This window comes from Bartonella japonica, from assembly GCF_040545385.1.
Classification (GTDB): Bacteria; Pseudomonadota; Alphaproteobacteria; order Rhizobiales; family Rhizobiaceae; genus Bartonella; species Bartonella japonica.
Genome location: NZ_JBEPLT010000004.1, coordinates 86,167 through 108,468, shown reverse-complemented (window position 1 = coordinate 108,468; position 22,302 = coordinate 86,167). Strand labels below are relative to the sequence as shown.

Genomic DNA, 22,302 nt, shown 5'->3' with positions numbered 1-22,302 from the left:
TTTGCTATTCGTGAAGGTGGTCGTACTGTTGGTGCCGGTATCGTTTCTAAGATCATTGAGTAAATAAAAGACATCTTTATTGTTAAAGATGTTTTGCATGACAGGGAAATAAAAGAGCATGAATAGTCAAAATATCCGCATTCGCTTGAAAGCGTTTGACCATAGAATTCTTGATGCTTCGACGCGTGAGATTGTGTCGACTGCTAAGCGTACCGGTGCGAATGTCCGTGGTCCTATTCCGCTCCCAACGCGGATTGAGAAGTTTACGGTCAACCGTGGTCCGCATATCGATAAGAAGAGCCGTGAGCAGTTTGAAATGCGTACACATAAGCGTCTTCTTGACATTGTTGATCCAACACCGCAAACGGTGGATGCGCTTATGAAGCTCGATCTTTCTGCTGGTGTGGATGTGGAAATTAAGCTCTGAAGTTTGAGGACAGAAGGAACGATCAGATGCGTTCAGGTGTAATAGCACAGAAGCTGGGTATGACCCGCGTTTATAACGATGCTGGTGAGCATGTGCCAGTCACAGTACTTCGTTTGGAGAATTGTCAAGTCGTTGCCCAGCGTACAGTTGAAAAGAACGGTTATACTGCTGTTCAATTAGGTGTTGGCTTTGCCAAGGTTAAAAATACTTCACAGGCTCTTCGTGGACATTTTGCTAGGGCTTCTGTTGAGCCAAAGGCTAAAGTAGCGGAGTTTCGTGTGAGTCCTGAAAATCTTCTCGATGTTGGTACGGAGATTACAGTGGAGCATTTTGTTCCGGGACAGAGAGTTGATGTAACGGGTACGAGTATCGGTAAAGGTTTTGCTGGTGTTATGAAACGGCATAATTTTGGTGGACATCGCGCTTCACATGGTAACTCGATCACGCATCGTGCTCATGGTTCTACGGGACAGTGTCAAGATCCGGGTAAGGTGTTTAAGGGTAAAAAAATGGCTGGCCATATGGGGCAGGTTCGTGTAACAACACAGAATATTGAAGTTATTTCCACAGATATTGAACGTGGTTTAATTTTAGTGCGTGGTGCTGTTTCAGGTTCTAAGGGTGCTTGGATTTTGGTGCGAGATGCTGTAAAGAAGCCTCTTCCTAGTCATGCGCCAAAGCCTGCTGGTATTCGCCAACTTGCGAAAGAAAAAACGGAAGTGGTTACTCCAGTGATGGAAATCTCTGAATCTGAGGGAGCCGAATAATGGATCTTGTAATTAAAACTCTTGATGGCCGTGAAGCTGGCAAGTTAGAGGTTTCTGAGAGTATTTTTGGTCTTGTTCCGCGTGAAGATATCTTGCAGCGTGTTGTTCGTTGGCAACTTGCTCGTCGTCAGCAGGGGACACATCAAGCACAGGGGCGTTCAGATGTTTCGCGGACTGGAGCAAAGATGTTTAAACAAAAAGGAACAGGGCGTGCTCGACATTCGTCTGCTCGTGCGCCACAGTTTCGAGGTGGTGGTAAAGCACATGGTCCGGTAGTTCGTAGCCATGCGCATGATCTTCCTAAAAAAATTCGTGCTCTCGGAGTACGTCTTGCTTTGTCAGCAAAATTGAAGACAAATGATTTGATTATTGTTGATGATCTGAGTGTTAAGGATGCTAAAACGAAAATCCTTGTTTCTCGTTTTTCTAAGCTTGGATTGGATAATGCTCTTTTAATTGGTGGAAAAGAAATTGATATGAATTTTTCTTGTGCTGCATCTAATATTCCTAATATTGATGTTTTGCCAATTCAAGGGATTAATGTTTATGATATCTTGCGTCGCAGCAAACTTGTTTTGTCAAAAGCAGCTGTCGAGACTCTTGAGGAGCGTTTTAAATGACAGATCTTCGCTATTATGATATAATTGTTAGTCCAGTTATTAGTGAAAAGTCGACTATGATTTCTGAGTATAATCAGGTTGCTTTTAATGTTGCGCCGAAGGCGACGAAGCCTGAGATTAAGGCTGCTGTTGAAGCGCTTTTTAACGTTAAAGTTAAGGCGGTTAATACGATGGTTCGCAAGGGTAAAGTGAAGCGTTTCAAGGGTGTTATTGGTTGTCAGAGTGATGTGAAGAAAGCGATCGTAACCTTGGCTAGTGGACAATCTATTGACGTTTCAACAGGTCTTTAGAGGAGCTCGGAGATAAGAATAATGGCACTTAAGCATTTTAATCCAACTACGCCCGGGCAGCGTCAACTTGTTATTGTCGATCGCTCTTGTCTTTATAAGGGTAAGCCTGTAAAGATTTTAACTGAGGGGTTATCATCAAAAGGTGGGCGTAATAATCGTGGTCGGGTTACTGCTCGTTTTCAGGGTGGTGGACATAAGCGTAGTTATCGGTTTGTTGATTTTAAGCGTATCAAACGTGATGTTCCTGCGAAAGTTGAGCGTTTAGAATATGATCCGAATAGGACAGCGTTTATTGCATTGGTTCGTTATGAAGATGGACAGTTAAGTTATATTCTTGCGCCACAGCGCCTTGGGGTTGGTGATTCTATTATAGCTGGTTCAAATGTTGATGTTAAACCAGGTAATGCTATGCCGCTTGGTAATATGCCAGTGGGTACGATTATTCATAATGTTGAGATGAAACCGGGAAAAGGTGGTCAGATTGCACGTTCAGCTGGCACTTATGCACAGCTAGTTGGACGAGATCAGGGAATGGCTATCCTTCGTCTTAATTCTGGAGAGCAGCGTTTGGTGTCTAGTAGTTGTTTTGCGACTGTTGGTGCTGTTTCAAATCCTGATCACGGTAATATTAATGATGGTAAGGCAGGACGGTCGCGTTGGCGTGGTAAGCGTCCGCATGTTCGTGGTGTTGCTATGAATCCGGTTGATCATCCACATGGTGGTGGTGAAGGTCGTACGTCGGGGGGGCGTCATCCAGTGTCTCCTTGGGGTAAGCCTACAAAAGGTAAGCGTACGCGTTCTAATAAAGCCACTGATAAGTTTATTATGCGTACGCGTCATCAGCGCAAAAAATGAGAAAGGTAGTCTGAAGTGGTTCGTTCAGTTTGGAAAGGTCCGTTTGTTGACGGCTATCTTCTTGGAAAAGCAGAAAAGGTTCGTGCGAGTGGGCGCAATGAAGTTATTAAAATATGGAGTCGTCGCTCTACTATTTTGCCGCAATTTGTTGGTTTGACTTTTGGTGTTTACAACGGTAATAAGCATATTCCTGTTTCTGTTTCTGAAGAGATGGTTGGGCATAAGTTTGGTGAGTTCGCTCCCACCCGGACTTATTATGGTCATGGTGCAGATAAGAAAGCGAAGAGGAAATAGGGATGGGAAAAGCTAAGGTTCCACGCCAACTTAAAGAAAATGAGGCGAAAGCTGTCACTCGGACGATTCGTGTTAGTCCGCAAAAACTTAATTTGGTTGCTGCGATAATTCGTGGTAAAGGAGTTAATACTGCATTAGCTGATTTGACATTTTCGCGTAAACGTATTGCAGGTACTGTGAAAAAAACTCTTGAATCAGCGATTGCAAATGCAGAAAATAACCACGGTCTTGATATTGATTCGCTTATTGTTGCAGAGGCCCATGTTGGCAAGTCGATAGTGATGAAGCGTTTTCATGTCCGTGGTCGTGGACGTGCTAGTCGGATTGAACGTCCGTTTTCGCATCTTACTATTATTGTTCGTGAAGTTACCGAAAAAGTGGAGGCCGCATAATGGGTCAGAAGATCAATCCAATAGGACTTCGTCTTGGAGTTAATCGGACCTGGGATTCCCGTTGGTATGCTGATAGTGGTGAATATGGTCGTCTTCTTCATGAGGATTTGAAGATTCGTCTATATGTTCTTGAAGAACTTAAACAAGCAGCTATTTCGAAAGTTGTTATTGAACGTCCTCATAAGAAGTGTCGTGTGACGATTCATTCTGCACGTCCAGGCTTGATTATTGGTAAAAAAGGTGCTGATATTGAAAAGCTTCGCCGTAAGCTTTCAGAGATGACGAGTGCTGAGACTTCGTTGAATATTGTGGAAATTCGTAAGCCGGAAATTGATGCTACGATTATTGCACAATCGATTGCTCAGCAGTTAGAGCGTCGTGTTGCTTTTCGACGTGCAATGAAGCGTGCGGTTCAGTCCGCTATGCGTCTTGGGGCAGAGGGCATTCGTATCAACTGTTCTGGTCGTTTAGGTGGTGCTGAAATTGCTCGTATGGAGTGGTATCGTGAAGGTCGCGTTCCTCTTCATACCTTGCGTTCTGATGTTGATTACGGTACAGCAGAGGCTAAAACTGCTTACGGTATTTGTGGTGTTAAGGTTTGGGTCTTTAAAGGTGAGATCCTCGAGCATGATCCGATGGCTTCAGAACGTCGTGCTACAGAAGCTGACAATTCTGGTGCTTCATCGAATCGTCGCCGTGAAAATGCTTGATTTTTGTGGTTGAACTAAAATTTGGAGTAGAGAGCAATGTTGCAGCCAAAGCGCACAAAGTTCCGTAAACAGTTCAAGGGCCGTATTCACGGTGTTTCGAAGGGTGGTACGGATTTAAATTTCGGTGCTTACGGTTTGAAGGCTGTTGAGCCGGAACGGATTACCGCCCGCCAAATTGAGGCGGCGCGTCGTGCGATCACGCGTTATATGAAGCGTTCTGGTCGTGTGTGGATTCGTATTTTTCCAGATCTTCCGGTTACATCTAAGCCAACTGAAGTTCGTATGGGTAAAGGTAAGGGGAGTGTTGATTATTGGGCTGCTCGTGTTGCACCTGGGCGTGTTATGTTTGAGCTTGATGGGGTCCCTGAGGATGTAGCACGTGAGGCGTTAAGATTAGGGGCTGCAAAGTTGCCTATTAAAACACGTTTCATCCAGCGTATTGCTGAGTAAAAGAGGTTAAGCGATGAGAGCCACAGAACTACGGGCGCAAACGCTCGACCAAATGAAAGATGAATTGGCTAAGTTAAAGAAGGAGCAATTTAATTTGCGCTTTCAAAAGGCGACAGGTCAATTGGAAAAGACGGCACGTGTTAGGCAGGTTCGTCGTGATATTGCGCGTGTAAAAACTCTTCTTCATCAGAAGATAAATGAAAGTAAGGTTTAAGGAAAATAAGAGATGCCTAAACGCATTTTGCAGGGTGTTGTTGTTAGCGACAAGAGTGATAAGACTGTAGTCGTCAAAGTGGAGCGCCGTTATTCTCATCCACTTCTCAAAAAGACTGTTCGTCAGTCTAAAAAGTATAAGGCGCATGATGAGAACAACCAGTTCAAGATTGGAGATCAGATTTCTATTCAGGAATCTAAACCAATTTCGAAAGATAAGCGTTGGATTGTTGTTAAAGACAGTGTAGCGTAGTTTAATCAGGTTTATTGTTTTAAAATTTAACAGTGGTTTTATTCTCATTGATAGATTTAAAAACGGTAACTTTATCATTGTTTGGCAGGCAGATCCGGATGTGTTAGGGGTGCGACCGGATGTAAATATTTAAGAGAAGGTGGCCAGTCATGATTCAGATGCAAACAAACCTCGACGTTGCTGATAATTCTGGTGCTCGTCGTGTCATGTGCATCAAGGTGTTAGGCGGTTCAAAGCGAAAATATGCTTCGGTCGGTGACATTATTGTTGTTTCGGTTAAGGATGCTATTCCTCGAGGACGTGTTAAGAAGGGTGATGTGATGAAGGCTGTAGTGGTCCGTACTGCTAAGGATATTCGTCGCGCAGATGGTAGTGTCATTCGTTTTGATAGTAATGCTGCTGTTTTGGTGGATAATAAGAAAGAGCCGATTGGTACACGTATCTTTGGGCCAGTTCCTCGCGAACTTCGTGGTAGGAATCATATGAAAATCATTTCGCTCGCTCCTGAAGTGCTATAAGGGGTGGATATCATGCAAAAGATTCGAAAAGGTGACAAAGTTGTTGTTTTATCCGGTAAGGATAAAGGATTTAGTGGTGAAGTAATTAAGGTAAAGCCGAGGGAGAGTAAAGCTTTTGTTCGTGGGATTAATATGATCAAGCGTCATCAGCGTCAGACACAAAAGCAAGAAGCTGGAATTGTTTCTAAGGAAGCTCCGATTCATTTATCTAATTTAGCGATTGCTGATCCTAAGGATGGTAAGCCTACACGTGTAGGTTTTCGTGTGAATGCAGATGGTAATAAAGTTCGTTTTGCCAAGCGTTCGGGAGATTTGATTGATGGCTGAGGAAAAACAAACGCCGCGCATGAAGATGCATTATTTTGAAGTCGTACGTAAAACTCTTCAAGAGAAGTTTAATTATAAGAATGCGATGCAAATTCCACGGGTTGATAAAATTGTGGTTAATATGGGAATTGGTGAGGCAACTGCTGATTCTAAAAAGCCATCTATTGCTGCTGAGGATTTAGGATTAATAACAGGTCAGAAGGCTGTTGTTACTCGTGCGCGCAACTCTATTGCAACCTTTAAGGTTCGTGAAGGTATGCCTCTTGGGGCTAAAGTTACGTTGCGTAAAGATCGTATGTTTGAGTTTTTGGATCGACTTGTTACAATTGCGCTTCCGCGGGTTCGTGACTTTCGTGGTTTGAATCCAAAAAGTTTTGATGGTCGTGGTAATTTTGCTATGGGTATCAAAGAACACATTGTGTTTCCGGAAATTAACTATGATAAAGTTGATCAAATTTGGGGCATGGATATTATCGTTTGTACGACAGCAAAAACGGATGATGAGGCGCGTGAATTGTTGCGTGCTTTTAATTTCCCTTTTCGTTCGTAACGGCAAACGTAGCGAGGTGAAGTTATGGCCAAAGTGAGTGCCGTTGAAAAAAATAAACGTCGTGAGGTTATGGTAAGGCGCTATGCTGCGCGTCGTGCACGCTTAAAGGCAATAGTTATGGATCAGAAGTCTTCTCTTGAAGAGCGTTTTCGAGCTTCTGTTCAGTTGGCAGAATTGCCGCGTAACTCTGCAAAGGTTCGTGTTCGCAATCGGTGTGAAGTTTCGGGGCGTCCACGTGCTTATTATCGTAAATTAAAAATGTCGCGGATTGCATTGCGTGAACTTGGTTCTATAGGCCATATTCCGGGCATCGTTAAGTCTAGTTGGTGAGAGGAGATTACTTAATGTCTATGTCAGATCCTCTTGGTGATATGTTAACGCGTATTCGTAATGCGCTTGGTCGTAAAAAAAACAAAGTAGTTACACCTGCTTCGAAGCTTCGTGCGCATGTTCTTGAAGTTCTTCAATCAGAAGGTTATATTCGCGGATATAATCAAGTCAATTTAGGTGATGGAAAGTCTGAGATTGAAATTGAGTTGAAGTATTTTGAAGGTTGTGCTGCTATTCGTGAAATTTCACGTGTTTCAAGACCTGGGCGTCGTGTGTATGTTTCTGCTAAGTCGATTCCTCAAGTAGCAAATGGTCTTGGTATTTCGATTTTATCGACTCCTAAAGGCGTTATGGCTGATCATGAGGCGCGTGAACAGAATGTCGGTGGAGAACTACTTTGTCGTGTTTTCTAAATTCTATTAGGAAAACAGAAGAAGAATAGGTTAGAACAATGTCTCGTATTGGAAAAAAGCCCATTTCAGTTCCTTCTGGGGTTACAGCAACTGTTGAAGGTCAATTGGTTAAGGCAAAAGGACCAAAAGGTGAATTAAGCTACATCGTTAGTGATGAGGTTTTGGTCAAGCTTGAAGAAAATGTTGTATCGGTTTTACCACGAGATCAATCGAAAGATGCGCGCTCTAAATGGGGAATGTCGCGCTCAATGATTGAGAATATTTTTTGTGGTGTGAAGGATGGTTTTGAAAAAAGACTGGAAATTAATGGTGTTGGTTATCGTGCTGCTTTGCAAGGTAAGGATGTTCAGCTTTCATTAGGTTTTTCACACGATGTGATTTATAAAGTTCCATCGGGTGTTACTGTAATGGTTCCTAAGCCTACTGAAATTGTTATTTCTGGAATTGATAAACAACAAGTTGGGCAAGTTGCTGCAGAGATTCGTGAATATCGTAGGCCTGAGCCTTATAAAGGTAAGGGTGTCAAGCATGCAGATGAGCGTATCTTCCGTAAAGAAGGTAAAAAGAAATAAGGATTTTGCGTCATGGTTTCATCTAAGGATATCATCCAGCGTCGTGCACGACGTGTTCGCCGTAGAATTAAGATGGTTTCTAATGATCGTCCTCGGCTTAGTGTCTATCGTTCAAATCAAAATATTTATGCTCAAATTATTGATGATTTGCGCGGATGTACGCTTGTTTCGGCATCTACCATTGAAGGTGATTTAAAAAAGACGCTAAAACGTGGTTCAGATAAAGAAGCTGCTTTTGCTGTTGGTAAATTGATTGCTGAGCGTGCAAAAAAAGCTGGTGTGAAGGAAGTGGTTTTTGATCGTGGTGCATATGTTTACCACGGTAGAGTAAAAGCTTTGGCTGATGCTGCTCGTGAAGGTGGTTTAAGCTTCTAAAATACCTTATTTAGTTTGAATAATGAGGTTTTTAGTGTATTTCGTGTAAGTTCCTCTTGTTTGATGAGGAGACTTTGTTGTGGTGCTTCCGGAAAAGAAAAAGGAATGAGGAATGGCACAGAAAGAACGTGGTGAACGAGATGAGCGGGATAGTGAATTTGTCGATAGACTTGTTCATATCAACCGTGTTGCTAAAGTTGTGAAGGGTGGTCGGCGTTTTGGTTTTGCTGCTCTTGTTGTTGTTGGAGATCAAAAGGGGCGCGTGGGATTTGGTCATGGGAAGGCGCGTGAAGTGCCGGAAGCAGTTCGTAAAGCTACAGAAGCTGCAAAGCGTAGCATGATTTATGTTCCGCTTCGGTCTGGGCGTACATTGCATCATGATCTTGAAGGTCGTCACGGGGCAGGTCGTGTTTTGCTGCGTTCAGCTTCTGCTGGTACTGGTATTATTGCTGGGGGGCCGATGCGTGCTGTTTTTGAGACTCTTGGTATGCAGGATGTTGTTGCAAAGTCACTAGGGTCGTCTAATCCTTATAATATGGTGCGTGCAACTTTTGATGCGCTAAAACATCAAATGCATCCTAGAGATATTGCTGCGCAGCGTGGTATTAAATATTCGACTTTGCAGGCACGTCGTCAACATTTAGTTGATGCAGAAGGGTAGTTTCTGAGATTGTCAGAATAAGGAATTAGAAAATGGTTCAGAAAAAATCTCAGAGTAGTAGGACTATAACAGTCGAACAAATTGGAAGTCCGATTCGGAATCCACAGGTTCAGCGTGCGACCTTGAAGGGGCTTGGGTTAAATAAGATGCGGCGGCGGCGTGTTTTAGAGGATACACTTTGTGTTCGAGGAATGATTGCTAAAGTTCGGCATCTTGTTCGCATTGTGGATGAAGGTTAAAGGTTGCGGGAGTATAAGATATGAAACTCAATGAACTACGTGATCGTGAAGGTGCAACAAGAAATCGTAAACGTGTTGGGCGTGGTATTGGTTCCGGTATTGGTAAAACTGGTGGTCGTGGTGTAAAAGGACAAAAGTCACGTTCTGGTGTTTCACTTAATGGTTTCGAAGGTGGGCAAATGCCTATTTATCGTCGTTTACCAAAGCGTGGATTTAGAAATTTTTTTGCTAAGGCTTATAATGAGGTTTCGTTAGGACGTGTTCAGTTGGCGGTTGATGCTGGTAAGTTGAATATTGAAAAAACTGTTGATATTGTTGCCTTAAAAGAGGCTGGTATTATTCGGCGTATGAAAAATGGGGTACGTCTTCTTTCTGATGGTGATTTGAAAGCAAAGATTATATTTCATGTTTCTGGTGCTTCTAAGGCTGCTCGTATTAAGATTGAAAAAGCTGGTGGTCAGGTTATTTCCCCTAAGGTTGTACAGTAATTTTGGGGGGTAAGTGATGTTCTAAAAGTACGTATGTACTGTGTTGGGGCGATATCTTTTGTGGAGAATTCTTTAAGTTTTATATTTATTATGTAGTATGGTTTTTTCAGGTTATACTGCTGTAATTTTAAAGAATTGGAGTGGTGGAGACATTTTATGGCATCAGCAGCAGAGCAATTTGCTTCTAATATGAACTTCGGAACTTTTTCACGTGCGACCGAATTGAAAAAGCGCATTTTGTTTACTTTAACTGCGCTTCTCGTGTATCGTTTTGGTACTTATATTTCCCTTCCCGGTATTAATATAGATTCTTTACGGCAGACGTTTGAGCATCATGCATCTGGTGTTTTGGGGTTGTTTAATATGTTTGCTGGGGGAGCTGTCGGGCGCATGGCGATTTTTGCGCTAGGAATTATGCCTTATATCTCAGCCTCGATTATTGTTCAGTTGCTCACTTCAATTATTCCTTCGTTGGAAACTCTCAAGAAAGAAGGTGAGGTCGGGCGTAAAGTTATTAACCAGTATACCCGCTATGTAACAGTGGTATTGGCAATATTGCAAGCTTTTGGTATCGCAGTTGCACTTGAAACTGGTATAGGAACAGGTCTTCAAATTGTTGTGGAGCCGGGTCTCATGTTTCGCATTTCTTCTGTCATTACACTTGTTGGTGGGACGATGTTTTTGATGTGGCTTGGTGAACAGATTACGTCACGCGGTGTCGGGAATGGGATTTCTCTCATCATTTTTTCAGGTATTGTGGCTAATCTGCCTTCTACTTTTGCTCAACTTTTGACTGCTCATAGCCAAGCTGATTTATCAACTTTTTTGTTGATAGCAATCGTTCTTATTGCTGTTTCTGTTATAGGAATTATTGTTTTTGTAGAGCGTGCGCAACGGAGAATTCTTATTCAATATCCAAAACGTCAAGTTGGTAACCAAATGTTTCAAGGTGATATGTCGCATCTTCCTTTAAAGCTCAATACTGCTGGTGTTATTCCGCCAATTTTTGCTTCATCTTTGTTGTTGTTACCTGCGACTGTTAATAACTTTTCTAGCACAATGCCACAATGGGTTCAGTCCATTTCTTATTCTCTTGGTCACGGACAGCCACTTTATATGTTTGTTTATGCGCTATTGATGGCGTTTTTCTGTTTTTTTTATACGGCTATTGTATTTAATCCAAGTGATACAGCGGATCAGCTGAAAAAGCATTCTGGTTTTATTCCTGGAATTCGCCCTGGTGAACGTACAGCTGAATATCTTGATTATGTTTTGACGCGTATTACTGTTGTAGGGGCAATTTACATTATTTTGGTTTGTTTGCTGCCTGAGTTTATGATATCTGCGCTGCAGGTTCCTTTTTATCTTGGGGGAACCTCTTTGTTGATTGTTGTTACTGTTACGCTTGATACTGTTGCTCAAATTCAGGGACATCTTGTTGCACACCAATATGAAGGACTGATTAAAAAGTCGAAACTTCGTGGAGGTAAGCGGAATCGATGAGAATTGTTCTTTTAGGACCTCCTGGGGCGGGGAAAGGTACACAGGCAAAAATGTTAACTGAGCTATATAATGTCCCTCAGTTATCGACAGGTGATATATTACGTGAAGTTGCTACAAGAGAAACGGAAATTGGTAAGAAAGCTAAAGATATTATGAGCTCTGGTGCTTTAATATCTGATGGCATTGTTAACCAAATTGTATCGGATCGAATTGATGAAAGTGATTGTGTGAACGGTTTTGTCTTAGATGGGTACCCACGAACTGTGGGACAGGCAGAAGCTTTACAAGAAATTTTGCAATCGAAAAATATGCAGCTTGATGCTGTTATCGAGCTAAGTGTCGATGAGGATGTGTTGATTGAGCGAATGAAAAGGCGTGTTCATGAGACAGTGTCTGCTGGTGGACAGACCCGTTCTGATGATAATCCTGTTGCTTTTGCCAAGCGATTGGCGGAATACCATGAAAAAACAGCGCCTCTATCAAAATTTTATTTAGAAAAGGGATTATTGAAGGTCGTTGATGGAATGATTGATATTGTTGAGGTATCACGTATAATTAGAAAGTTTCTTCAATAAGAAAATTTTTAGAAATAAATGAAAAGTGTTGACTTTTTGGATAAAATCTATCAGAAAATGCTTTAATTTATTTTACTAAAGTAGTTGGATTCGGAATATATGTATACCGGATTATTTTTCTATAAGATACATCAGGTATTTTATGGTTAATTGTCAATATAACCAAGGAGAATAGGCGTGGCTCGTATTGCTGGCGTCAACATCCCGACAAATAAGCGTGTAATTATTGCGCTTCAATATATCCACGGGATCGGACCAAAATTTGCTCAAGAAATTACTAAAAAAGTTGGCATTCCTGCGGGCCGTCGTGTACATGAGCTTTCGGATGCAGAAGTATTGCAAATTCGTGAAGCAATAGATCAAGGTTATCAAGTTGAAGGTGATCTTCGTCGTGAAGTTGCGATGAATGTTAAGCGTTTGATGGATCTTGGTTGTTATCGTGGTTTACGTCATCGCCGTTCTTTGCCCGTTCGTGGACAGCGTACGCATACAAATGCGCGCACGCGTAAAGGTCCAGCTAAGGCAATTGCTGGTAAGAAGAAATAGTAATCTCTTTAGTTTACTAAAGAGGCATGTTTATTACATATTTCATTTCTTGTTAAAATTTTTAACAAGGATAAAGAAGGTGGAGCTGCTGGTGTTACGGCAGTAAAGAGATCGTTGAAAGGAAAGCTATGGCCAAAGAAGCCACACGTGTTCGTCGTCGCGAACGTAAGAATATTTCGTCAGGTGTTGTTCATATCAATTCAACATTTAACAATACAATGATAACCATTACTGATGCTCAAGGAAATACGATTGCTTGGTCGTCTGCTGGTGCCCAGGGATTTAAAGGTTCGCGAAAATCTACGCCTTTTGCAGCGCAAGTTGCGGCAGAGGATTGCGCTAGAAAAGCACAAGAACATGGTATGCGTTCTTTGGAAGTTGAAGTTTGTGGACCTGGCTCAGGCCGTGAGTCTGCTTTGCGTGCATTGCAGTCTGTCGGTTTTATTATTACTTCTATTCGCGATGTAACACCAATTCCTCATAATGGATGCCGTCCACGAAAAAGGCGGCGTGTTTAATTGGGTATTGTTTTTTTGTTGTCAGAGATTTCTCTGATGTTCACATTGGCCGTTACGATTGAATGGTGGCGGAACTAAAGAACGGGAATAAAAATATGATCCAGAAAAACTGGCAGGAACTGATTAAGCCCAATAAGGTTGAATTTTTTAGGCATGATAATTCAAATGTGTCAAGCATGATTGTGGAGCCTCTTGAGCGTGGCTTTGGTTTGACGTTGGGAAATGCGCTTCGTCGCGTATTGTTGTCTTCGTTGCGGGGGGCGGCCATTACTGCTGTGCAGATTGATGGTGTATTGCACGAATTTTCATCCATTCCGGGTGTTCGGGAGGATGTGACAGATATTATCCTTAATATTAAAGAAATTGCTCTTCGTATGGAAGAAGAGGGGCCGAAACGGGTTGTTATCTCTAAAGAGGGTCCAGGCGTTATAAAAGCCGGAGATATCAGTGTTGTTGGGGATATGGTTATTTTGAATCCAGAGCATGTTATCTGCACCCTTGATGAAGATGCTGAAATTCGTATGGAGTTTATTGTTAATACAGGGAAAGGTTATGTTCCATCTGATCGCAATTGTGTTGATGATGGGCGGATAGGGCTTATTCCGATTGACAGCCTTTATTCACCAATTCGTAAAGTATCTTATAAAGTAGAAAATACGCGTGAAGGTCAAGTTCTAGATTATGATAAATTAACGCTTACGATTGAAACCAATGGTGCTGTTAATGGAGAGGATGCAGTTGCTTTTGCAGCACGTATTCTTCAAGATCAATTGGCGTTGTTTGTTAATTTTGAAGAGCCAGAAAAGGATGATGTGGAAGAGCCTGATTCTGAACTTTCTTTTAATCCTGCACTTCTCAAAAAAGTGGATGAGTTGGAGCTTTCAGTTCGTTCGGCAAATTGTCTTAAGAATGATAATATTGTTTATATCGGTGATCTTATTCAAAAAACAGAATCTGAAATGCTTCGAACACCAAATTTTGGACGCAAATCGTTGAATGAGATTAAAGAAGTTTTGGCATGTATGGGATTGCATCTTGGTATGGAGATCTCTGCATGGCCTCCTGAAAACATTGATGATCTTGCTAAACGTTATGAAGATCAGTTTTAAAGTTAGAATTTAAGGAGAAGACTCATGCGCCATAGTAAGTCAGGCCGCAAGTTGAACCGGACTGCCAGTCACCGTAAAGCGATGTTTGCAAATATGGCGATTTCGCTGATCGAGCATGAGCAGATTGTGACAACGCTTCCAAAGGCTAAAGAAATTCGTCCTATTGTTGAAAAATTAGTGACATTAGGCAAACGTGGGGGGTTGCATGCACGTCGACAAGCTATTGCATCTCTTCGTGATACAGGGAAGGTTGCGAAATTATTTGATACGCTTGCGCCACGTTATGCATCACGCAACGGTGGGTATTTACGTATCATGAAAGCAGGTTTTCGTACTGGTGATAATGCTCCTATGGCCGTTATTGAGTTTGTTGATCGTGATATTGATGCAAAGGGCGCTATAGATCGTGTACGCACGGAAGATTCTGAAAATCAAAAAGAAGTTTCTTCATAAAAATAAAGTGTTTTCTTTTCTTGAGATTTGAAGAAGCCGCCTTTTTATGGCGGTTTTTTTATAGATATTCTAGGTCAATGTTTTCAAAAGTGAAACATTGATGGAAGATTACCATATATTGAATTATTTTATTTTTATAATATTTACTGTTCAAGTGGTTGTTTTTTTCTCCATTATAAATATTAATGAAAATCCTTAGCTTGTGGAGGATAAGGAGATTTCTTATCCTATTACTATGAAAAAGTGGATTACTTTTAAAGAGGAGTGAGGCATGAGGTATTCTCTTTTGGCGTGGCTTTTTGGAGCTATAATGGTACATATATCTTTTCATTGCGCGTATGCTCAAATTCCGCAAACACAAAAAGAAATCACTCTTTCATTTTCTCCTTTGGTAAAAAAGGCTATTCCATCTGTTGTAAATATTTATGCTGCTCGGCAAATTAGAGCTCGTTCACCCTTTGACGGTGACCCATTTTTTGAGCAATTTTTTAGCCGTTTTCAAAACAATTTACCTGTACGTAAGCAATCTTCATTAGGATCTGGGGTGATTGTTGATCCACGTGGTTTGATCGTTACAAATTACCATGTCATTAAGGATGCCAGCGAAATCAAAGTTGCTCTTTCAGATGGGCGGGAGTTTGATAGTAGAGTTATGCTAAAAGATGAAGCAACAGATATTGCTGTGCTTGAAATTAATATAAAGGATGAGAAGTTTCCTGTTATTCCTTTGGGAGATTCTGATACCGTTGAAGTTGGTGATCTTGTTTTAGCAATTGGTAATCCTTTTGGTGTTGGTCAAACAGTTACCAGTGGTATTGTTTCAGCACAAGCGCGTACACGTGTTGGTATTTCTGATTTTGATTTTTTTATTCAGACAGATGCTGCTATTAATCCAGGAAACTCTGGTGGTGCTTTGATTGATATGAAAGGACATCTCATAGGGATTAATACGGCTATTTATTCACGTTCAGGTGGTTCCGTAGGAATTGGTTTTGCTATTCCAGCAAATCTTGTGAAAGTGATGCTGGATACTGTTAAAAATGGTGGAAAATATTTTGTACCACCTTATATTGGTGCATCTTTTCAAAATGTTACACCTGATATTGCGAGTGGTTTAGGTTTAGAACATCCCTATGGTGCTCTTGTTATTGAAATTATCAAAGATAGTCCTGCTGCGAAAGCTGGTTTGAAAGTAGGCGATGTTGTTTTGAGTATGCAAGGGGCCCGCATTGATAATCCAGATGGTCTTGGATATCGTTTGATGACAGCTGGCACTGGACAAAGTCTTGATTTAGAATATTTCCGAAGTGGAAAGACTTTAAAGACAAAAATAGTGGTTTCGTCAATATCGGAATCTGCATTTTCGAAGTCTGAAAAAATTACTGGTGAAGGTCCTCTTTCTGGTGCTGAAATATTGGATTTAACACCGCAAAATAGTCAGCATTTTCATCTTCCTATTTCTACAAGAGGTGTGGTGATTACTAATGTTGATAATATGAGTAATGCAGCAGGTATTTTTCGTCCAGGAGATGTTTTGCGTGTTGTTAATGGACATAAGGTTCAAACAGTGAGTCAGTTAAAAAAAATTCTTATGCAAGGTCGCCCCAATATGTGGCAATTAGAATATGAACGTGGTGGTATGTATATTCGTCAGTTTATTCGCTGAGGTTTTTTTGAATAAAGATTTTTTTACTTCATCTTCTGATCTCCAAGTTAATAAAAATCGTCCGCTTGCAGAAAGAATGCGTCCTCGTTCTCTCAGTGAAGTAATGGGACAAGAACATTTGCTTGGAGAGACAGGGGTGCTTTCGCGTATGCTGGCAACTGGCTCAATTGGTTCGATGATTTTTTGGGGGCCTCCTGGCACGGGAAAAACAACGGTTGCGCGATTATTAGCGCTTGAAACAAGTTTTATTTTTGAGCAAATTTCTGCTATTTTTACTGGAGTTTCTGAGCTTAAGAAGATTTTTGAAAGTGCTCAGATGCACTTTATGTCTGGAAGACAAACGCTTTTGTTTGTTGACGAAATTCATCGATTTAATCGTGCTCAGCAAGATAGTTTTCTTCCTATCATAGAAGATGGTACTGTTATTCTTGTAGGGGCAACAACAGAGAATCCCTCATTTGAACTTAATGCTGCCCTTCTTTCTCGTGCACGTGTTTTGTCATTTTTTCCGCATAACAATGAAAGTTTGGAAAAGCTTTTGAAACGTGCTGAAGAAGTAGAAGGAAAGCTTCTCCCGTTGGATGCTGCTGCCAGAGATGTTTTGATAGGAATGTCTGATGGAGATGCAAGGGCAGCATTAACATTGGTAGAGGAAGTGTGGAGTGCTGCACAACCAGGGGAGATATTTGATGCTCTTTCTTTGCAAGAAATTATTCAACGTCGTGCACCGATTTATGATAAAGGGCGAGATGGGCACTATAATCTTATTTCAGCATTGCATAAATCAGTTCGTGGATCTGATCCTGACGCCGCTCTTTATTATTTAGCACGTATGTTTGTTGCCGGTGAAGATCCTCTGTATATTGGACGAAGATTGGTTCGTATGGCTATTGAAGATGTTGGTTTGGCTGATCCGCAAGCTTTGGTTATTTGTAATGCTGCGAAAGATGCCTATGAGTATTTAGGTTCACCAGAAGGAGAGCTAGCTTTAGCGCAAGCATGTCTTTATGTTGCAACAGCACCAAAATCAAATGCAGCATATCTTGCTTACAAAGCAGCTATGAATTGTGCTCGCAAAAATGGTTCTTTGCCTCCTCCTAGGCATATCCTTAATGCGCCTACGAAATTTATGAAAGAAGAAGGATATGGTCACGGTTATCGTTATGATCATGATGAGCCAAATGCTTTTTCAGGACAGGAATATTTTCCAGAACAGCTTGGGCGTCAGATTTATTATAAACCACAAGAACGTGGTTTTGAGCGTGAGATTATAAAACGTCTTGAGTGGTGGGAAAAATTGCGACAAAAACGAGGTCAATAAAGAAGTTTCGTTGAGATAGGAGTTTTGTGTCGTTGTCAGGTTGATTTTATTCTCATTCTATGATTATCGTTATCATTGATAATTGAGTGTATATTTATAAAGTTTATTGTTTTTTATAAAGTAAGAAGATTTTCTTTTTGATACTTCAGAGCTTCATATATGCTTAAACTAAATTTGAATAAATGTTTTGAGCTATAATTTATAGGTTGTTCTATATTTAATGGTTTAAGTTTAACGCGGAATTTTGAAATTGATTAATGATAGATTCATAGGGTGCCAAGAATGAGGTATTGAGATAAAGAGAGTTGAGATTCTTTATTGTATGAAAGAGAAATGCTCAAGGGATGAGGATGTAGAAACAATCGATATCATTATGGAATCAGCAATCGAAGCTGGTGTTGAAGAAAGATACTGCATTTAAATTGTTTCTTTTTTGGAGGAGCGTTATATATATTTCTGTTTTTTTCTTAGAGATGTCTCATTGAAGTTTTTTTATGTATCATAAAATGAAAAGCTTTTTATGCATGCTCATGAGAGATTGTGGATAGATATGCTGAGAAGAATAGAAATAGTTTGTGAAAATCTAAAATCAAGGCTTTAGTTGAGTTAAAAGAACAGTGTAAACTGGATATTGGGTTATTATGTATTGATCAAGGATGTAGTCGTGGATAAAACAAAAGCTCTCGATGCTGCTCTATCACAAATTGAACGTTCTTTTGGTAAAGGCTCGATTATGCGTCTTGGACAAAAAGAGCAGGTTGTTGAAATTGAAACAATTCCAACGGGGTCATTATCCTTGGATATAGCTTTGGGTGTCGGAGGATTGCCAAAAGGGCGTATCATTGAGATTTATGGACCAGAAAGTTCTGGAAAAACAACATTGGCTCTTCATGCTATTGCTGAAGCACAGAAAAGTGGTGGGGTTTGTGCTTTTATTGATGCAGAACATGCTCTTGATCCTATTTATGCACGTAAGCTTGGGGTTAATTTAGAGAACTTATTTATTTCTCAGCCAGACACCGGTGAACAGGCATTAGAAATTACAGAAACGTTAGTTCGTTCTGGTGCTGTTGATGTGCTTGTTGTTGATTCTGTAGCAGCTTTAACACCACGTGCGGAAATTGATGGTGAGATGGGTGATGCTTTACCTGGATTACAAGCACGCTTAATGAGTAAAGCTTTGCGAAAATTAACAGCGTCAATTTTTCGTTCTAATTGTATGGTAATCTTTATCAATCAAATTCGTATGAAAATTGGTGTGATGTTTGGTTCTCCTGAAACAACAACAGGTGGGAATGCCTTAAAGTTTTATGCTTCTGTTCGTTTGGATATTCGTCGCATTGGATCTATTAAGGATCGGGATATGATTGTTGGCAATCAGACACGTGTTAAAGTAGTGAAAAATAAGTTGGCTCCTCCATTCAAACAAGTTGAGTTTGATATTATTTATGGTGAGGGTATTTCCAAATTGGGGGAGTTGATTGATTTGGGAGTCAAAGTTGGCATAGTGGAAAAATCTGGCTCGTGGTTTTCTTATAATTCTCAACGTTTGGGACAAGGACGAGAAAATGCTAAGCAATTTTTACGTGAACATGCAGAAATAGCTACAGAAATTGAAGCGGCTTTACGTCAAAATGCTGGTTTAATTGCTATTGAGTTGTTAGAAAATACAGGATCAGAAATTGCAGAGAGCGATGAAGAAATTTGATGGAATTTTTATTCGAGTACAATTCCTTCATTTAAAACATTTAAAATTTTTTCTGTTTTGGTTTTATCGAGTTTTTAAATATAAGATCGCTTATTTCTAAGCTTTTTTGAATAAATATTCCACTCTTTGATTAAATTGACTCTAGGCGTGGCAAAGAGGGTATTTAATGAGGAGGGGAAGCCTTTATGGTTTTGTGCTGTATTTAGCAGGTAGAAATATGAATAGTGTTAATAACATACGGTCAACTTTCCTAGATTATTTTCATCGTCATGGACATAAAGTTCTTTCTTCTAGTCCACTTGTTCCACGTAATGATCCTACGCTTATGTTTACAAATGCAGGAATGGTACAGTTTAAAAATGTTTTTACTGGACTTGAGCAGTATCCTTATAGACAGGTAACAACGGCGCAGAAATGTGTTCGTGCGGGTGGAAAGCATAATGATCTTGATAATGTTGGTTACACGGCACGTCATCATACATTTTTTGAAATGCTGGGGAATTTTTCTTTTGGTGATTACTTTAAAGAAGAAGCTATTTTGTTATCATGGAATCTTTTGACAAAAGAATTCTGTCTTCCAAAAGATAAATTGTTGGTGACAGTTTATCATAGTGATGATGTTTCTGCTGAATTATGGCGTAAAATTTCAGGTCTGCCAAACGAAAAAATCATTCGTATTGCAACATCGGATAATTTTTGGGCTATGGGAGATACAGGCCCTTGCGGTCCTTGTTCAGAGATTTTTTATGACCATGGTGATAAAATCTGGGGAGGTCCGCCTGGAAGTAAGGAAGAAGATGGGGATCGCTTTATTGAGATTTGGAATCTTGTTTTTATGCAATATAAGCAAGTGGATAAGGAGAATCGCGTTGAATTACCTCACCCTTCTATTGACACAGGGATGGGATTAGAGCGGATTGCTGCGGTTTTACAAGGCGTTCATGATAATTATGATATTGATCTTTTTCGTACATTAATTGGTGCATCACAAGAAATAACAGGGGTTAAGGCAACGGGTGATTTTGTTGCAAGTCATCGTGTGATTGCTGATCATCTTCGTTCATGTGCGTTTTTGATTGCTGATGGTGTTCTTCCTTCCAATGAAGGGAGGGGATATGTTTTACGTCGTATTATGCGTCGTGCTATGCGTCATGCTCATCTTCTTGGGGTTAAGGAACCATTGATGTGGCGTCTTTTGCCTGCTTTAATCCGTGAAATGGGGCAAGCTTATCCTGAGTTGGTGCGAGCTGAATCTTTGATTTCAGAAGTCTTGAAATTGGAAGAGATGCGTTTTCGTAAAACGCTTGATCGGGGACTTAGTTTGTTGAATGAAGCAAGTACTCATCTTACAGAAGGAGATCATTTAAATGGTGAGGTTGCCTTTAAACTTTATGATACCTATGGTTTTCCACTTGATTTAACACAAGATGTTCTTCGGCGTCGTGGAATATTTGTTGATGTTGATGCTTTTGATAAAGCGATGGAGCGTCAAAAAAAAGAAGCACGTGCCAATTGGTCTGGCTCTGGTGAAGCTGTAACAGAAACAATTTGGTTTTCTGTTCGTGATCAAGTGGGCGCTACAGAATTTTTGGGTTATAAAGAAGAAAAAGCTGAAGGCATTATAACAGCTCTTGTCTTTGATGGTAAAATTGTTGATCATATTTCTTCAGGACAAAAAGCATTTCTTGTTGTAAATCAGACACCCTTTTATGGTGAATCTGGTGGGCAGGTTGGTGACAGCGGTATTATTTCTAGTAAAAATTTTATTTTTGAAGTCCATGATACTCAGAAAAAGGGGGATGGGGTTTTTGTTCATATTGGAGAAGTTAAATTTGGTCAGGCAAAGACGTCTGATTGTGTAGAATTAAGAGTTGATGTTATTCGCCGTAAAAAAATTCGTGCAAATCATTCTGCTACTCATTTATTACATGAAGCTTTACGTCAAGTATTAGGGGTTCATGTTACACAAAAAGGTTCTCTGGTATCTCCGGATAGATTGCGTTTTGATTTTTCTCATCCTAAATTAGTTTCTTTAGAAGAATTGAAAAAAATAGAAGATTTAGCAAATGATATTGTGTTGCAAAATAATGAGGTAATAACACGGCTTATGCTCACAGATGATGCAATTTCTGAAGGAGCAATCGCATTATTTGGTGAAAAATATGGTGATGAAGTGCGTGTTGTTTCTATAGGAAATCAGATTGAACAAGGAGGTTTAAAAAAGCATTGGTCCGTTGAGCTTTGTGGGGGAACACACGTGGAAAGAACAGGGGATATTGGTTTCATTCATATTGTTTCTGAGAGTTCTGTGGCAGCCGGCGTCCGTCGTATTGAAGCTTTAACAGGTACAGCTGCACGCCTTCATCTTAGTCGTCAAAATGAGAGAATACGTGAAATTGCTGATCTTTTAAAAACTTCTTCTGTTGAGGTGGAAGAACGTATTCAAACTTTGCTTGATGATCGTCGTAAGCTTGAAAAAAAGTTAAATGACATACGCAAAAACATGTTGCTAAATGATGGAGCAATGAAAAGTGGCCAAGAAGATATTCACATCATCAATGGTATTTCTTTTATGGGGCGTGTTGTTCAAAATGTTTCACCAAGGGATCTTAAGGCATTGGTCGATTCTGGAAAGAAACAAATTGGATCTGGGATCATTGCTTTTATCGGTATTTCAGAAGAGGGTAAGGGAAGTGCTGTTGTCGGTGTTACTGATGATTTAACGGATAGGTTCAGTGCTGTTGATCTTGTGCGTGTTCTTTCAGCTTCTCTTGGTGGTCAAGGTGGCGGTGGACGCCCTGATATGGCACAGGCTGGTGGTCCGGAGGGAAATAAGGCTGATGAAGCACTGACAGCGTTAAAAGATTCTCTTGAGGGATAATTTTTGATCATCTGGGCGCATAATCTTTAAACCTCTTAAAGAGAAAGTTTTTTCAGAAATGAAAAATTGTTAGGCAGAGAGTATAGCGAGAAAATATTTCGAAAAGGAATCTTTTTCCGTAATAATTGCTTTGCACAATAAAGTTTGCAAAACCTAGAATCTTATTAGTCAATAATTCGAAAGAAAGGATGCACTTTGTAGAGTGTATGTTTGAAATTTCTACGCCCTAGTTTTTTTTACGCACCTCTAATCTAAAATATATAAAATCAATATACTCT

The 22,302-nt window shown here is 40.4% G+C and carries 31 protein-coding genes; all 31 read left to right on the top strand.

What is annotated here, in order from left to right:
• Window positions 1-118: 118 nt before the first annotated feature.
• The 31 genes from rpsJ (at window position 119) to alaS (ending at window position 22,024) form a co-directional block, all read left to right on the top strand.
• On the top strand, window positions 119-427 hold the full coding sequence (gene rpsJ / locus ABID39_RS03245) for a 30S ribosomal protein S10 (RefSeq protein WP_004855744.1): 309 nt from the start codon (window positions 119-121) through the stop codon (window positions 425-427).
• Window positions 428-453: 26 nt separating this feature from the next.
• Window positions 454-1,194 carry a 50S ribosomal protein L3 gene (rplC, locus tag ABID39_RS03240; protein WP_354185990.1) on the top strand — a complete coding sequence of 247 codons (741 nt, stop codon included), beginning with the start codon at window positions 454-456 and terminating at the stop codon, window positions 1,192-1,194.
• Window positions 1,194-1,814 carry a 50S ribosomal protein L4 gene (gene rplD, locus ABID39_RS03235; protein ID WP_354185988.1) on the top strand — a complete coding sequence of 207 codons (621 nt, stop codon included), beginning with the start codon at window positions 1,194-1,196 and terminating at the stop codon, window positions 1,812-1,814. The genes rplC and rplD overlap by 1 nt, the downstream gene beginning before the upstream one ends.
• The gene (locus ABID39_RS03230; protein ID WP_354185986.1) at window positions 1,811-2,104 is read left to right on the top strand and encodes a 50S ribosomal protein L23; all 294 of its coding nucleotides are present in this window, start codon (window positions 1,811-1,813) and stop codon (window positions 2,102-2,104) included. Before rplD ends, ABID39_RS03230 begins: the two co-directional genes overlap by 4 nt.
• A gap of 21 nt (window positions 2,105-2,125) precedes the next feature.
• On the top strand, window positions 2,126-2,959 hold the full coding sequence (rplB, locus tag ABID39_RS03225) for a 50S ribosomal protein L2 (protein WP_354185984.1): 834 nt from the start codon (window positions 2,126-2,128) through the stop codon (window positions 2,957-2,959).
• A gap of 15 nt (window positions 2,960-2,974) precedes the next feature.
• Window positions 2,975-3,253: a 30S ribosomal protein S19 gene (rpsS, locus tag ABID39_RS03220; protein ID WP_004855734.1), complete on the top strand. Its 279-nt coding sequence runs from the start codon at window positions 2,975-2,977 to the stop codon at window positions 3,251-3,253.
• 2 nt (window positions 3,254-3,255) lie between these two features.
• A complete protein-coding gene (rplV, locus tag ABID39_RS03215; RefSeq protein WP_354185981.1) occupies window positions 3,256-3,645 on the top strand; it encodes a 50S ribosomal protein L22 in 390 nt (129 codons plus the stop codon).
• Window positions 3,645-4,355: a 30S ribosomal protein S3 gene (gene rpsC, locus ABID39_RS03210; protein ID WP_354185979.1), complete on the top strand. Its 711-nt coding sequence runs from the start codon at window positions 3,645-3,647 to the stop codon at window positions 4,353-4,355. Before rplV ends, rpsC begins: the two co-directional genes overlap by 1 nt.
• A gap of 36 nt (window positions 4,356-4,391) precedes the next feature.
• Window positions 4,392-4,805, top strand: coding sequence for a 50S ribosomal protein L16 (gene rplP / locus ABID39_RS03205; protein WP_336294648.1), 414 nt, complete (start codon window positions 4,392-4,394; stop codon window positions 4,803-4,805).
• 13 nt (window positions 4,806-4,818) lie between these two features.
• Window positions 4,819-5,019 (top strand): 50S ribosomal protein L29, encoded by a 201-nt coding sequence (gene rpmC, locus ABID39_RS03200; RefSeq protein ID WP_354185977.1) that lies wholly within the window; start codon window positions 4,819-4,821, stop codon window positions 5,017-5,019.
• 12 nt (window positions 5,020-5,031) lie between these two features.
• Window positions 5,032-5,271 carry a 30S ribosomal protein S17 gene (rpsQ, locus tag ABID39_RS03195; RefSeq protein WP_011179543.1) on the top strand — a complete coding sequence of 80 codons (240 nt, stop codon included), beginning with the start codon at window positions 5,032-5,034 and terminating at the stop codon, window positions 5,269-5,271.
• 149 nt (window positions 5,272-5,420) lie between these two features.
• On the top strand, window positions 5,421-5,789 hold the full coding sequence (gene rplN / locus ABID39_RS03190) for a 50S ribosomal protein L14 (RefSeq protein ID WP_004855715.1): 369 nt from the start codon (window positions 5,421-5,423) through the stop codon (window positions 5,787-5,789).
• 12 nt (window positions 5,790-5,801) lie between these two features.
• A complete protein-coding gene (gene rplX / locus ABID39_RS03185) occupies window positions 5,802-6,116 on the top strand; it encodes a 50S ribosomal protein L24 (protein ID WP_354185973.1) in 315 nt (104 codons plus the stop codon).
• Window positions 6,109-6,666, top strand: a complete 558-nt coding sequence (rplE, locus tag ABID39_RS03180) for a 50S ribosomal protein L5 (protein ID WP_354185971.1) — start codon at window positions 6,109-6,111, stop codon at window positions 6,664-6,666. Before rplX ends, rplE begins: the two co-directional genes overlap by 8 nt.
• A 24-nt stretch (window positions 6,667-6,690) precedes the next feature.
• On the top strand, window positions 6,691-6,996 hold the full coding sequence (gene rpsN / locus ABID39_RS03175) for a 30S ribosomal protein S14 (protein ID WP_354185969.1): 306 nt from the start codon (window positions 6,691-6,693) through the stop codon (window positions 6,994-6,996).
• 14 nt (window positions 6,997-7,010) lie between these two features.
• Window positions 7,011-7,409 (top strand): 30S ribosomal protein S8, encoded by a 399-nt coding sequence (rpsH, locus tag ABID39_RS03170; RefSeq protein ID WP_354185967.1) that lies wholly within the window; start codon window positions 7,011-7,013, stop codon window positions 7,407-7,409.
• A gap of 38 nt (window positions 7,410-7,447) precedes the next feature.
• Window positions 7,448-7,981 carry a 50S ribosomal protein L6 gene (rplF, locus tag ABID39_RS03165; protein ID WP_354185965.1) on the top strand — a complete coding sequence of 178 codons (534 nt, stop codon included), beginning with the start codon at window positions 7,448-7,450 and terminating at the stop codon, window positions 7,979-7,981.
• A 12-nt stretch (window positions 7,982-7,993) separates the two neighbouring features.
• Entirely contained in the window at window positions 7,994-8,356 is a 363-nt protein-coding gene (gene rplR, locus ABID39_RS03160; RefSeq protein WP_354185963.1) for a 50S ribosomal protein L18, read from the top strand.
• 112 nt (window positions 8,357-8,468) lie between these two features.
• On the top strand, window positions 8,469-9,017 hold the full coding sequence (rpsE, locus tag ABID39_RS03155) for a 30S ribosomal protein S5 (RefSeq protein WP_354185961.1): 549 nt from the start codon (window positions 8,469-8,471) through the stop codon (window positions 9,015-9,017).
• Between the two features lie 32 nt (window positions 9,018-9,049).
• The gene (gene rpmD / locus ABID39_RS03150; RefSeq protein ID WP_354185959.1) at window positions 9,050-9,256 is read left to right on the top strand and encodes a 50S ribosomal protein L30; all 207 of its coding nucleotides are present in this window, start codon (window positions 9,050-9,052) and stop codon (window positions 9,254-9,256) included.
• Between the two features lie 20 nt (window positions 9,257-9,276).
• Window positions 9,277-9,744 (top strand): 50S ribosomal protein L15, encoded by a 468-nt coding sequence (gene rplO / locus ABID39_RS03145; protein WP_354185957.1) that lies wholly within the window; start codon window positions 9,277-9,279, stop codon window positions 9,742-9,744.
• A gap of 156 nt (window positions 9,745-9,900) precedes the next feature.
• Window positions 9,901-11,247 carry a preprotein translocase subunit SecY gene (gene secY / locus ABID39_RS03140; RefSeq protein ID WP_354185955.1) on the top strand — a complete coding sequence of 449 codons (1,347 nt, stop codon included), beginning with the start codon at window positions 9,901-9,903 and terminating at the stop codon, window positions 11,245-11,247.
• Window positions 11,244-11,822 (top strand): adenylate kinase, encoded by a 579-nt coding sequence (locus ABID39_RS03135; protein WP_354185953.1) that lies wholly within the window; start codon window positions 11,244-11,246, stop codon window positions 11,820-11,822. The genes secY and ABID39_RS03135 overlap by 4 nt, the downstream gene beginning before the upstream one ends.
• A 177-nt stretch (window positions 11,823-11,999) precedes the next feature.
• Window positions 12,000-12,368, top strand: a complete 369-nt coding sequence (gene rpsM / locus ABID39_RS03130) for a 30S ribosomal protein S13 (RefSeq protein ID WP_354185951.1) — start codon at window positions 12,000-12,002, stop codon at window positions 12,366-12,368.
• Between the two features lie 128 nt (window positions 12,369-12,496).
• Window positions 12,497-12,886 (top strand): 30S ribosomal protein S11, encoded by a 390-nt coding sequence (gene rpsK / locus ABID39_RS03125; RefSeq protein WP_354185949.1) that lies wholly within the window; start codon window positions 12,497-12,499, stop codon window positions 12,884-12,886.
• A gap of 95 nt (window positions 12,887-12,981) precedes the next feature.
• Entirely contained in the window at window positions 12,982-13,995 is a 1,014-nt protein-coding gene (locus ABID39_RS03120; protein ID WP_354185947.1) for a DNA-directed RNA polymerase subunit alpha, read from the top strand.
• A 24-nt stretch (window positions 13,996-14,019) separates the two neighbouring features.
• Complete coding sequence (gene rplQ, locus ABID39_RS03115; protein ID WP_354185945.1) at window positions 14,020-14,448, top strand: 50S ribosomal protein L17; 429 nt, start codon at window positions 14,020-14,022, stop codon at window positions 14,446-14,448.
• A gap of 271 nt (window positions 14,449-14,719) precedes the next feature.
• Complete coding sequence (locus ABID39_RS03110; protein WP_354185943.1) at window positions 14,720-16,114, top strand: DegQ family serine endoprotease; 1,395 nt, start codon at window positions 14,720-14,722, stop codon at window positions 16,112-16,114.
• Between the two features lie 7 nt (window positions 16,115-16,121).
• On the top strand, window positions 16,122-17,435 hold the full coding sequence (locus ABID39_RS03105) for a replication-associated recombination protein A (protein ID WP_354185941.1): 1,314 nt from the start codon (window positions 16,122-16,124) through the stop codon (window positions 17,433-17,435).
• Between the two features lie 664 nt (window positions 17,436-18,099).
• Complete coding sequence (gene recA / locus ABID39_RS03100; protein WP_354185939.1) at window positions 18,100-19,143, top strand: recombinase RecA; 1,044 nt, start codon at window positions 18,100-18,102, stop codon at window positions 19,141-19,143.
• A 217-nt stretch (window positions 19,144-19,360) separates the two neighbouring features.
• Window positions 19,361-22,024 carry an alanine--tRNA ligase gene (alaS, locus tag ABID39_RS03095; RefSeq protein ID WP_354185993.1) on the top strand — a complete coding sequence of 888 codons (2,664 nt, stop codon included), beginning with the start codon at window positions 19,361-19,363 and terminating at the stop codon, window positions 22,022-22,024.
• The last annotated feature ends 278 nt before the right edge of the window (window positions 22,025-22,302 follow it).